Genomic DNA, 12,782 nt, shown 5'->3' on the forward strand with positions numbered 1-12,782 from the left:
ACCTCCTTCTAAAACCCTAAAAATGGCAGCTTAAACTTGCCTTTTTTACGGCCTTTTTCAATATCAGTCATCTGTTTAATCATCTTTCGAGTCTGTTCATATTGTTTTAGAAGACGGTTTACATCCTGTATGGATGTGCCGCTGCCGGCAGCAATACGTTTGCGTCTGCTGCCGTTTATAATGGAAGGATTTTTTCTTTCCTCGAGTGTCATTGAGTTAATTATAGCTTCCACATGCACAAGTTCCTTTTCGTCAAGTTCCAAACCTTGAAGTTTCTGTGGAGAAAATCCAGGAATCATGCTCAGAATATCGCTCAGAGAACCCATTTTTTTGACCTGGGACAGCTGTTCTAGAAAATCGTTAAGATCAAAAGATTGAGACTTCAGTTTCTGTTCCAGCTCCTGAGCCTTTTTCAAATCGAAGGACCTTGTGGCTTTTTCGATAAGGGTGAGCACATCTCCCATCCCCAGTATTCTTGAAGCCATTCTCTCAGGATAAAAAATTTCCAGGTCTTCCAGCTTTTCTCCCATGCCTACGAACTTTATCGGGCATCCCGTCACCGCTTTTACGGACAGCGCCGCACCTCCTCTGGTATCTCCGTCCAGCTTTGTCAGAATGAGGCCGGTAAGAGACAGGCGCTTATTGAACTCTTCCGCCACATTCACGGCATCCTGACCTGTCATACTGTCTACCACCAGCAGTATCTCTGTCGGGTTTGTAGCCTGTTTTATTCTTGAAAGTTCATCCATAAGCTCTTCATCTATATGCAATCGTCCCGCCGTATCGATTATTATGACATTGTTATTGTGCTTTTGGGCATAATCCATGGAGGCTCTGGCGATGTCGACCGGGTTTTGCTGACCCATTGTAAAAACGGGCAGATCCAGCTTTTCACCTACTACCTGCAGCTGTTTTATTGCTGCAGGGCGGTAGATATCGGCAGCGGTAAGAAGAGGCCTTTTTCCGTTCTTTGAAAGCAGTTTGCCCAATTTTCCGGCAGTAGTAGTTTTGCCTGAGCCCTGAAGCCCAACAAGCATAATGATTGTGATACCATCCGGGGAAAAATTTAATTTTGCTTCTTTCGAACCCATCAACCTTATCAGTTCGTCATGCACTATTTTAATGACCTGCTGCCCCGGAGTAAGGCTTTCCATAACCTCTTGCCCTACGGCGCGCTCGCTGATTTTCTGAATTAAATCTTTTACAACCTTAAAATTGACATCAGCTTCCAGCAGTGCGAGCTTTACCTCTCTCATTGCCAGTTTAACATCGGATTCAGTCAGTTTTCCCTTGCCTTTCAGCTTTTTGAAAATATCGTTCAATTTCTGCGTAAGTGCTTCAAAAGCCATCCTGTTCGCCGCCTTCCTTTAATAATAAGGCTACATTGTCGTGAATCTGCCGTACTTTACTTTTATATTCTTCAGAAAGACCCGGTTCCAGCTCTTTAAGTGATCTTAATATTATTTCGACCTTTTTTTCGAGATTTGCATACCTTTGAACCATGCCCAGCTTTTTTTCATATCCCGTCAAAACATCCTGTGCTCGCTTGAGAATATCATGGATTCCTTGACGTGTCACTCCGTAATTTTCGGCTATTTCTCCCAGAGACAGGTCATTTAAAAAATGTAATTCGAATATTTCTTTCTGTTTTTTGGTCAGAAAATCACCATAAAAATCGTATAATAAGTTTATTTTCGTGCGTTCATCCATAATATCACCTGTAAAGGTGGATACCTTTACAGGTGATATTATACTGCACCTAGTTTTTTAAGTCAACTATGTTTTCTCTTTTTGTACCAAATATAGTTTTGCAACTCGGCTTTTTCATGAGATCCGAAATCAATACTCAATATATCTTATCTCTGACTTCTGACATCCGGCCTCCACTACAGTATGGCATCCACAAATTCATCAGGGTTAAATTCCTGCAAATCGTCCATTCCTTCCCCCACTCCCACAAACCATACTGGAATGTTCAATTCCTTTGCGATAGCTATTGCAATACCGCCCTTTGCGGTTCCATCCAGTTTTGTCAGTATTATGCCGGAAATATCCACCGCTTCTTTGAATATTTTCGCCTGAGCCAGTGCATTTTGTCCAGTAGTGGCATCAAGCACCATAAGACTCAAAAGCTGGGCATCAGGATACTCTTTTTGACATACTCTATAAAGTTTTTTCAATTCCTCCATAAGATTCTTCTTTGTATGAAGCCGCCCAGCTGTATCACAGATTATTATATCCGCATGGCGGGATTTTCCAGATTGAATGGCGTCAAAAAGTACCGATGCAGGATCGGAACCTTCCTGATGCCTTATCACATCTACGCCCGATCTCTGACCCCAGATATCCAGTTGTTCAGCCGCGGCCGCCCTGAACGTATCCCCTGCGGCCAGTACAACTTTATAACCTCTGCTTTTGAAACTATTTGCAAGTTTTCCAATGGAGGTGGTCTTTCCAACCCCGTTTACACCTACGACAAGCAGGATGCATGGAGGTTTCAAGCTTAAGCTTTTTCGTGGGAAAATCCCTTTTATCTCCTCTTTAAGAGCGGCCTTAAGGTCGTCGGCGTTCTTAATCCTTTCAGATTTTATACGCCTCCTCAAATTTTCCATTAAATTCTCTGTAGCATTAACACCGACATCTGCCGAAATCAAAAGTTCTTCCAGTTCTTCAAGGGTATCCTCATCAACCTTTCTGGAAAATTTTAACAGGTTGTCGATTCTATCTGTAAAATTGTTTCTTGTCTTGCTCAAACCTTGCTTTAATTTTTCAAAAAACCCCAAATCGGTCACCTCTCTATATTCTCTATATTATTTATATTATTCCAGTTTTACGGCCAGCACCTTGGAAACGGCGGTTTCTTCCATGGCAACGCCATAAAGAGCATCGGCTACAGTCATAGTATTTTTGCGGTGTGTAATAATGATAAACTGGGTATGAGCTGCAACTTTTTTTAAATATGCTGCGAACCTGTCGATATTAGCGTCGTCCAGTGCCGACTCTATCTCATCAAGTATGCAAAAAGGTGTCGCCTTTATGTTTAATATGGCAAAAATTAGAGCTATGGCCGTGAGTGACTTTTCCCCTCCGGAAAGCAAAGAAATGCTCTGAAGTTTTTTTCCAGGCGGCTGGGCTATAATTTCAATCCCTGTCTCCAGCACGCTTTTTTCATCTTGAATTACAAGATCAGCCTTTCCACCTCCAAAAAGCTCTGTAAAAACTTTTTTAAATTCTTCTCTCACCCTTTCGAATGTATGAAGAAACATATCTTCCATGGCTTTTGTTATTTCTTTGATTAAGCTATCCAGTTTATCCTTTGCTTTTTGCAGATCATCCCTCTGAGCATTCAAAAAATCATATCGGGATTTTAAGTTGTCATAATCTTCTATTGCCTGCAGGTTCACATTACCTAGCGAATCAATGGCCTGTTTTATGTCGATAATTTTTTCTTTCATCTCCGCAATATTTCCCGTCTCCTTTTTAAAATTTAGAGCCTGTTCAGCGGTTAGCGAATACCTCTCCATTAATTTTTCGCCAAGCTGGTCTAATTCCATATTCAAAGCTGTTTCGTCCACTCTCAAGTCCTGGAGTTTCCTCTCGAGTTTTTTTTGTTCTTCTTCAAGACGGTTAAATTTTGCCTGGTTTTCTTCCATTACTTTTTTAATAAACTCTCTTTGTTGTTTCAATTCACCTACTTTTGACAATATATCCTCTTCAAATTTTGTAAAGTTCGTCATCTGCTCAGCAATACTTAAAATCTCTTGTTTTGCTTTATTGAGGGAATGTTCATTTTGCATGAATTTATCCTGCAAAACTTTTAATTCTCCCGACCATGTTTGAATGTTTTCCTCTATATTTTGAATGGTTTGTTCCAAATTTATTTCTTCCTGCTTTTGGGAAGCAAGCTTAACCTTTAACTGCGTAATCCTTTCTATCAGCATTTCTCTTTTTAACTTTTCCTGGAATAATTGTTGCTGTAAATCTTTTACCCTGTTCTGGCTGGAATTGTTTTTTAAATCAATGCTCCCCATATCCTGCTGCAAAGAAATTACCTGTGTATCAATCTCTGAAGTTTGAATTTTTATATCTTCAATTTCCGATTCAAGCTGTTTCTCTTTGCGCTCCCTTTCTTCGAAAACCACTTGCTTTTCCTTTAGTTCTCTTTCAAGTGCGGCGAGTTCAGATTTAAGATTAAAAAGATTGTCTTTGAAAAAATCCATCCGTTTTAAACATTCCTGGAAATTTTCCTCAATATTGGAACATTCCTGTCTGATGATGAAAAGGTCTTTTTTCGCTTTTTCTATTCTGTATTCAAATTCTTGAAGTTCTCTTTTTCTTGACAGGATATAATTTGATTTTTTTTGGCTCCCTCCCGTGATAGAACCGCCGGGATTTAGCAGTTCTCCATCGAGAGTTACGATTTTCAGGCTAAAACCGCATTTTCTGGCGATAGTTAAAGCATTATCAATCTTATCTACTACTATTACTCTTCCCAGAAGATTGGCAATCACCGGCAGGAACTTTTTTTCACAGGTTACCAGATGATTGGCCGTTCCTATACAGCCTCTCATCGATAAAAAGATGGCTTCCTTATCTTCAAGTAATCTGGGTTTGACAGTATTGAGAGGTAAAAAAGTCGCCCTGCCGAGATCATATCTTTTCAAATATTCTATAGCCAGTTTCGCATGTTCATCCGTATCGCAAACAATGTTTTGAAGAGCGCCTCCTAGGGCGGTTTCTATAGCAACCTCATAGGCTTTTTCCACTGAAATAATATCAGCCAGCGCACCATAGAGTCCCTCCAGGTTTAGCTTCTTATTTTTTAAAGATGACAGGAGGTTTCTCACGCCAAATTGATAACCTTCGAAGTTTTCGCTAACCTCTTTTAAAGCTTTATGCCTTGAAACAAGAGCCGACAATTCCTCGCCTTTTTTTATACTAAATGCTTTTTTTTCTTCCAGTATGGAACTTAATTTCCGCATATGTTCCTGTGTATCCTGAATTTGCTTTTGACTCTGATCGCACTGCAAAGTCAGGTTTTGTATGCTGTCTTTAATTTTCAATATTTCTTCCGCAGTAGTTTTGTTTGAATCTCTCAGTATGCGCCTCTCATTTTCTATCTGTTTTAAGCGGTTTTCCAGGTTGGTCTTCATGGATAAAAGGCCGGTTATCCTGTTCCTCTTTTCCGATGCAAAATTTAACAGGTCTATAACGTCGCCCTTCAGGTTTTCAATTAGATTCTCTTTCTGCTTGATCAATTCATCCTCTCTGACAAGTTCTTTTTCATCTTCCGATATTTTAAGTTCCAAACCGTTTATTTCTTTTATTTTCTGTTCCAGAAGCTTTGCTTTCTGGTCTAACGTATTTTTTGCTTCAGAGATCTTCCGCTGCAAATTGTCCATATTTCCGCTTAATTCTTGCTGTTCGACACAAAGCCTTTTTTCCTCTTCCTTCATCCAATGCAAATCCTTCTCCATATTTCTCTTCTTTGAAACGGCATCATAGGCTTTCTCCTGGAATTTTACATAATCTCTCTCATAATTCTCGAGACTTGCTCCATCTTGCGCTATCTTTTCCTGCAGCAATTTTTTTTCATCGATAATTTTTTGTAAACAAACCTGATTTTCTTCAAAGGAATTTCTAAGATGTGATATTTTTTTTTCAATCCTTGATATTTCAGCAAGCAGCAGGTTGATATCAAGTTGTTTTAAGTCTTCCGATAACTTCTTGTACATCAAAGCTTTTTCTTTTTGTAACTTCAAGGGCTCAAGCTGGTTTTGAATTTCAGTCAAAATGTCCTCTATTCTCACCATGTTGTTTAAAGTTTCTTCCAGGCGCTTTTCAGCTTCCTTCTTTCTGGCCTTATGTTTCATTATACCAGCAGTTTCTTCAAAAATAGCCCGCCTATCATCGGGATGGCCGGTGAGTATCTCATCTACCTGGCCCTGACCTATTATGGAATAACCGTCCTTTCCTATCCCGGTGTCCATTAAAACTTCCTGGATATCCTTCAACCTGCAAGGGATTTTGTTTAGGTAAAATTCACTATCTCCAGAACGAAACACCCGCCGGGTAAAACAAATCTCAGAATATTCCAGAGGCAATAGTTTGTCAGAATTATCCAGTATTATTGAAACCTCTGCCATTCCCATAGGCTTTTTTGTGTTGCTGCCGGCAAAAATTACATCTTCCAGCTTGGATCCTCTCAGATTCCTAACGCTTTGTTCCCCGAGTACCCATCTGATGGCGTCTGTGATATTGCTTTTTCCGCTTCCATTTGGTCCTACGATGGCATTTATCCCGGGCCCAAATTCAATCTCGATCCTATCTGCGAAGGATTTGAACCCGTGCAGTTCAACTCTTTTAAGGTACAAAGACATCCCTCCACCTAATAAATTCTACCACACATCGTTCAAAATAAAAAATCTTTTTTTCTAAATCCTCGGGCATAAGGCCCGAGGTATCAAATCGGTCGATTTTTTGAAACTTTGTGCGGCGGGCGTCTCCCACAAGGAGTCGGGATGAATGACGCAGTCGTTATAAAAATACCTGCCTTCTCATAAATGAGGGCAGGTATAAAGTCCAAATAAATATTAGCGGGGTTCCACAATAAATTTTATTGCTGTCCTTTCTTCTCCGTCGATGTCAATTTCTGCAAAAGCGGGAACAGTAACCAGATCGATACCATTGGGAGCTACGAAACCTCTTGTTATTGCAATCGCTTTAACCGCTTGATTTACGGCTCCGGCGCCTACCGCCTGGAGTTCGGCTACGCCTTTTTCCCTTAAGACGGCTGCCAGAGCGCCTGCCACAGATTTGGGTTTTGATTGAGCTGATACCTTTAGTACTTCCATTCAACAAATCCCCCTTAAAGTATAAATTAGTTCTTGAATTATATATTCTATGAGGGAAACAAAATTCCTTCTTTTTTAAATATTATATTTTCAAGTTGTCCAGAGCTTGTTTTGCAGCCAGTTGTTCCGCTTCCTTTTTACTTTTTCCGGAGCCTCTGCCCAGAACTTCACCTTTCCATAGAACTTCTACATGAAAAACTTTTGCGTGATCGGGGCCTTCTTCTTTTATTACCTCATAGCAAACCCTGTCAGGGGAAGTTTTTTGCAGTGTTTCCTGGAGCATTGTCTTATAATCCCGGGCTTCTTCTCCTTCCACTGCTTTCAGGATGGCGTCTTTAAGGTTACATATTATAAAATTCCTGGCAGTATCCAAATTTTTATCAAGATAAATGGCGCCGACAAGCGATTCAAAAGTATCCGCCAGAATGGATGGTTTCTCACGACCACCCGTATTTTCCTCGCCCTTTCCAAGCACTATGAAGTCCATTAACGACATATTTCTTGCGGCCTGGGCAAGACTTTGTTCGCATACCGTAAATGCTCTGACTTTTGTCATTTGACCTTCGCTCATCCCAGGATATTTCTCATAAAGATAATGACTGATCACCAGTTCCAGTACTGCATCTCCGAGAAATTCGAGTCTCTGGTTGTTTTCAAGAATCGCAAAATTTTGCTCATTAGTATAAGAAGGATGTATAAAAGCATTGTTTAAAATTTGAACATCGTTAAAAAAAATCCCTATTCTTTCCTGTAACTCATTTAACTCTTTTAGCCTTTTTGAATCCAGATACATTTTATCTATTCCTCTTTAATATTTTTTCACTACCACACAGGCATTGTGGCCGCCAAAACCCATGGAGTTTGATAGGGCGATATTTACAGCTTTTACAAGGGATTTGTTCGGCACATAATTCAAATCGCATTCGGGATCAGCGCAATCATAATTTATTGTAGGTGGAATTTGATCATATACGGTGGTCAATACCGTTGCTATAAGTTCCACTGCCCCGGCTGCTCCAAGGAGATGCCCAGTCATGGATTTTGTAGAGCTTATAGCAAGATTATAGGCATGTTCACCGAATGTGTTTTTGATCGCCAGTGTTTCGAACTTATCGTTTAGAGGTGTGGAAGTCCCATGAGCATTTATATAATCAACCTGTTCGGGTTTTATCCCCGCATCCGCAATAGCTGCTTTCATGGCTCTTGCGGCCCCTTCTCCTTCTGGTGCAGGCTGAGTCAGATGATATGCGTCGGCAGTGGAACCGTATCCAATGACTTCGGCGTAAATTCGGGCGTTCCTTTGCAAAGCATGCTCTAATGTCTCCAGTATCAATACCCCGGCGCCTTCCGCCATTACAAAACCATCGCGGTCTCTGTCAAAGGGGCGGCTTGCCCTGAAAGGTTCGTCGTTACGGGTAGAAAGGGCTTTCATAGACGAAAATCCGGCCAGAGAAAGCGGTGTAATGGGCGCTTCAGTACCCCCGGCAACCATGATATCCGCATCATTTCTCTGAAGAATTCGGAAGGCTTCGCCTATGGCGTTGGTACTGGAAGCGCAGGCCGTGACTACAGTAAAGTTGGGACCTTTGAGATTAAAATTCATTGATACCTGACCCGAGGCCATATTTGCAATCATCATTGGGATAAAAAAAGGGCTTACTCTTTTTGGTCCCTTTTCTAATAAGGTGGAATGCTGCTCTTCCCATGTCTCGCTTCCCCCTATTCCCGAGCCCATTACAACTCCAGCCCTGTCCCTGTTAATAGATAAAAGATCCAGTTTTGAATCTTTCAGAGCCATGCCGGTTGCGGCGATGACAAACTGTGTAAATCGGTCCATCCTCTTTAGTTCTTTTTTCTCAATGAAATCTTCAGGGTTAAAATCCTTTACTTCTCCGGCAATTTTTGTGGGGAAATCATCACATGCAAACCTTGTTATTAAATCAATACCGGACTTTCCTTGAATAAGGGAATTCCAGAATTTCTCCTTTCCTGTACCTACCGGGGAAATAACCCCTATTCCTGTAACGACTACACGTTTCTTCTCCATAAGCTTCCTCCTGGCAAATATGATATCTATGATTGAAGGAGCAATGCTCCTGGGCTTTCTAAAGTAAAGTCCCGTAGCAATATACGGGACTTTTTGAGGCTATGCGGTGTGATTTTTTATGTAATCTATTACATTTTGAACCGTTTTTATCTTTTCAGCATCTTCATCGGGGATCTCCAGATCAAATTCCTCTTCAAAAGCCATTATCAATTCAACAATGTCAAGAGAATCGGCTCCAAGATCATCGATGAAAGAAGCTTCCGGTACCACATCATCCTCATCAATGCCCAGCTGTTCGGCTATTATTTTCTTTATTTTATCCAGCACTTCCACTTTCTTCACCCCCCTTCCTCAGTAGCATATTATGATTACTTTTATATATTTTATTCCACTTTAAAGATATTATAAAGTAAATCCTCCGTCAATACCTATTATTTGACCGGTAATATACTCCGCTCTGGCAGATGCCAGGAACACCGCCATATATGCCACATCTTCAGGGGTTCCCAGCCTCTTGAGTGGAATTTTATCCTCTATCATAACACTTTTCTCGATTATAGAAGAAGTCATATCAGTCTTGATAAATCCTGGCGCAATTGCATTTACGGTAATACCCCTGCTTCCCAGTTCTTTCGCCAGAGCCTTAGTAAAACCTATAATTCCCGCTTTCGCAGCGGCATAATTTGCCTGGCCGACATTCCCATATATGCCGACAATAGAGGATATATTGATTATTCTTCCCTGCCTTTGTTTGATCATATATCTTACAGCATTTTTTGTGGTATTGTAAATTCCCGTCAAATTTGTTGTAATAACATCGCCCCAGTCTTTTTCGCTCATTTTAAGCAAAAGCATATCCCTAGTAATGCCGGCATTGTTGACAAGTATATCTATGCGCCCAAATTTTTTGTGAATTTCGTCCATCATCTGTTTTACCTGTTCAAAGTCGGCAATGTCGGCTCTGTAAGCTAGAGATGTTTGACCAAGTCCCTCTATTTCCGATACAACATCCATCGCAGCATTTTCATTGGAATAGTAGTTCACTACTACGGCAGCTCCGGCTCTGGCCATTTCGATGCAAATGCTGCGTCCTATCCCCCGGGATCCCCCTGTTACAACACATACTTTGCCGGCAAGTTCCATCAAATCCTACCTCCCAAAATATTTCAACGTATTTTTAAGAGATTCGGTGTCTTCCACATTCAATGTTACCAGATTTTTATCCACTTTTTTAACAAAGCTCGTCAGCGCTTTACCGGGGCCAAGTTCCACAAACGTGTCAACTCCACTTTCTATCATTTTTCTGATGCTGTCTTCCCACAGCACTGGCGAACTTACCTGTTTTATCAAAAGCTTTTTAATATCCGAAGCTCTTTGAGTAAAATCGGCATTAACATTGGAAACTACAGGAATCTTTGTATCTTTTATTTCAATATTATCCAGTTCTCTCGCCAGTTTCTCCCCGGCGGGTTTCAGCAGGCTGCAGTGGAATGGGGCGCTCACAGCAAGAATCATCGCCTTTTTGGCCCCCCGAATTTTCGCAATTTCCACCGCTTTGTCTACTGCTTTAACTTCGCCGGCTATCACTATCTGGCCAGGACAGTTAAAGTTTGCAGCCTCGACTTTGCCTTCTTCAGAAGCCTGCTTACATATCTGGATAACGGTCTCCTTATCAAGCCCCAGTATGGCTGCCATTGTGCCACGGCCGAGCGGTACGGCCTCCTGCATATATTTTCCTCTCTTTTGTACCAGCGGAACCGCCTGGTTAAAATCTATGGATTCTGCCGCCACCAGGGCGGAATACTCTCCAAGGCTCAGTCCTGCTACCACATCAGGAAAAATACCTTCTTTTTTTAATATCGAAAAACATGCTATACTATGAGTCAATATGGCTGGTTGGGTATTTATTGTTTCCTTAAGTTTATCTTCAGGACCCTCAAAACAAACATTGGAAATGCTGAAATTCAATGAATCATCCGCCTGCTCGAACACTCTTCTCGCCACTGTAAAATTATCGTACAGGTCTTTGCCCATACCAACATACTGGGAACCCTGCCCTGAAAACAAAAAAGCTATCTTAGGCAACGACATTACCTCCAATTAAGAGAAATTCTGTCCAAAACTAATTTTGCTTCGTTTATCAAATCCTCTATTATTTCAGCCGCAGGTTTAATATCGTTTATCATACCCGCAATTTGACCCGCCATAACGGAACCGTTCTCCACATCACCCTCTACCACTGCGGCTCTCAACCTCCCCGTTCCAAGTGCTTCGAGCTCCTTAATATCCGCTCCCTGACTTTCAAGGATTTCAAACTGATGAGACAACTTGTTCTTCAATACCCTGACAGGATGCCCCGTAGGTTTTCCCGTTACCACCGTGCTTCTGTCTCTGGCTTTTATTATCGCATTTTTGTAATTTTCATGCACTGTACATTCTTTGGCACATACAAACCTGGTTCCCATTTGAACTCCTTTGGCTCCAAGGGAAAGTGCAGCAATAAAACCGCGGCCGTCGGCAATGCCTCCTGCAGCTATCACGGGAATACGCACCGCATCCACCACCTGAGGAACCAGAGACATGGTGGTAATCTCCCCAATATGACCGCCGCACTCCATTCCCTCAGCTATCAGCGCGTCCACCCCTGTTTTTTCGAGTCTTTGAGCCAGCGCTACGGAAGCTATTACCGGTATCACTTTTATTCCGGCTTCTTTCAGGCGAGGTATATACTTTCCGGGATTGCCTGCGCCTGTTGTCACAACGGGAACCTTTTCTTCAATTACGATATTCATCACATCATCTACAAATGGCGACATAAAGTAAACATTTACTCCAAAAGGTTTATCTGTCAGGGATTTTGCTTTCCTTATCTGGTCCCTTACCATATCGGCTGGGGCGTTCCCGGCACCTATTATGCCGAGGCCCCCACCGTTTGATACTGCTGCGGCAAGCTCGGCTGTGGCGACCCATGCCATTCCTCCCTGAATTACGGGATATTTTATCCCGAGAAGGTCACAGATTTCAGTATGAAACATATGAATCCTCCTAATAATAAATAATTCCTGTTGTTCCCGGACCGGTATATGTGCCAATGACCGCTCCGATAGCTGAAATGGTCAGTTCCTTGAAATCAAAGTGTTTTTCAAATATTTCTTTGTATTTTTCAGCCTTGTCCCTACAACCAGCGTGCAATATGGTTCCTGTAAAAGGAGCTCTGTTTGCGTCTACTGACACTTTTTCCAAAAGTCTATCCAGTACTCTGGTCTTGCCTCGAATTTTCTCCACCGGTGTCACCAGACCATCGCTTATTGTAAGCATGGGCTTTATATTCAGAAGGTCGCCCAGAAAAGCCGAAGCTCTGCCGATACGTCCTCCTCTTTGAAGCCAGTCAAGAGTGTCCACAACAAAGTATACTTTTAATTTTTTTATCACATCATAAATTTTACTCAGTATGCTCTCCCGATCCATGCCTTCTTTTGCGGCTCTTGCAGCTTCCAGAACCGCAAAACCGATCATCATGGATGCGCCTTTTGAATCTATTACATCCACCGGCACTTTTACCATATCCCTTGCCATAACTGCAGATTGGTATGTGCCGCTCAGTTTGCTCGAAAGGTGTATCGAAATTATGCGATCCGATTTTTGAGATAAAATTTCGTAACACGCCGCAAATTCAGCCGGCGATGGCTGCGAAGTCCTGGGATGATGGGGAGACGAACGGAGTTTTTCATAAAACTCATCTGGAAAAAGGTCAACTCCTTCACGGAATTCTTCATCTCCAAAATAAATTTTTAATGGCACTGTGGTGATATCATATTTCGCCAGCAGTTCGCGTGGAAGATCCGCAGTACTGTCAGTGACGATACTTATTCGTTCCACAA

12 protein-coding genes are annotated in these 12,782 nt (G+C 41.7%); all 12 read right to left on the reverse strand.

Going from position 1 to position 12,782, the window contains the following annotated elements:
* Window positions 1-8: 8 nt before the first annotated feature.
* Window positions 9-1,349 (reverse strand): signal recognition particle protein, encoded by a 1,341-nt coding sequence (gene ffh / locus AC6I1H_RS00685; protein ID WP_497739147.1) that lies wholly within the window; start codon window positions 1,347-1,349, stop codon window positions 9-11.
* Window positions 1,339-1,710, reverse strand: a complete 372-nt coding sequence (ylxM, locus tag AC6I1H_RS00690; RefSeq protein WP_497739148.1) for a YlxM family DNA-binding protein — start codon at window positions 1,708-1,710, stop codon at window positions 1,339-1,341. The genes ffh and ylxM overlap by 11 nt, the downstream gene beginning before the upstream one ends.
* 176 nt (window positions 1,711-1,886) lie before the next feature.
* Window positions 1,887-2,783, reverse strand: coding sequence for a signal recognition particle-docking protein FtsY (ftsY, locus tag AC6I1H_RS00695; RefSeq protein ID WP_497739149.1), 897 nt, complete (start codon window positions 2,781-2,783; stop codon window positions 1,887-1,889).
* Window positions 2,784-2,819: 36 nt separating this feature from the next.
* A complete protein-coding gene (smc, locus tag AC6I1H_RS00700; protein ID WP_497739150.1) occupies window positions 2,820-6,374 on the reverse strand; it encodes a chromosome segregation protein SMC in 3,555 nt (1,184 codons plus the stop codon).
* A gap of 219 nt (window positions 6,375-6,593) precedes the next feature.
* A complete protein-coding gene (locus AC6I1H_RS00705; RefSeq protein ID WP_120766797.1) occupies window positions 6,594-6,854 on the reverse strand; it encodes a stage V sporulation protein S in 261 nt (86 codons plus the stop codon).
* 82 nt (window positions 6,855-6,936) lie between these two features.
* A complete protein-coding gene (rnc, locus tag AC6I1H_RS00710; RefSeq protein WP_497739151.1) occupies window positions 6,937-7,647 on the reverse strand; it encodes a ribonuclease III in 711 nt (236 codons plus the stop codon).
* A 15-nt stretch (window positions 7,648-7,662) separates the two neighbouring features.
* Window positions 7,663-8,901 (reverse strand): beta-ketoacyl-ACP synthase II, encoded by a 1,239-nt coding sequence (fabF, locus tag AC6I1H_RS00715; RefSeq protein ID WP_497739152.1) that lies wholly within the window; start codon window positions 8,899-8,901, stop codon window positions 7,663-7,665.
* A 99-nt stretch (window positions 8,902-9,000) separates the two neighbouring features.
* Window positions 9,001-9,228, reverse strand: a complete 228-nt coding sequence (gene acpP, locus AC6I1H_RS00720; RefSeq protein WP_497740876.1) for an acyl carrier protein — start codon at window positions 9,226-9,228, stop codon at window positions 9,001-9,003.
* Window positions 9,229-9,303: 75 nt separating this feature from the next.
* The gene (fabG, locus tag AC6I1H_RS00725; RefSeq protein WP_497739153.1) at window positions 9,304-10,044 is read right to left on the reverse strand and encodes a 3-oxoacyl-[acyl-carrier-protein] reductase; all 741 of its coding nucleotides are present in this window, start codon (window positions 10,042-10,044) and stop codon (window positions 9,304-9,306) included.
* A 6-nt stretch (window positions 10,045-10,050) separates the two neighbouring features.
* Window positions 10,051-10,986, reverse strand: a complete 936-nt coding sequence (fabD, locus tag AC6I1H_RS00730) for an ACP S-malonyltransferase (protein WP_497739154.1) — start codon at window positions 10,984-10,986, stop codon at window positions 10,051-10,053.
* A gap of 5 nt (window positions 10,987-10,991) precedes the next feature.
* Window positions 10,992-11,936 carry an enoyl-[acyl-carrier-protein] reductase FabK gene (gene fabK / locus AC6I1H_RS00735; RefSeq protein ID WP_497739155.1) on the reverse strand — a complete coding sequence of 315 codons (945 nt, stop codon included), beginning with the start codon at window positions 11,934-11,936 and terminating at the stop codon, window positions 10,992-10,994.
* Between the two features lie 10 nt (window positions 11,937-11,946).
* Window positions 11,947-12,780 carry a DegV family protein gene (locus tag AC6I1H_RS00740; protein WP_497739156.1) on the reverse strand — a complete coding sequence of 278 codons (834 nt, stop codon included), beginning with the start codon at window positions 12,778-12,780 and terminating at the stop codon, window positions 11,947-11,949.
* Between the last annotated feature and the right edge of the window lie 2 nt (window positions 12,781-12,782).

Source organism: Biomaibacter sp. TOL, assembly GCF_059717795.1.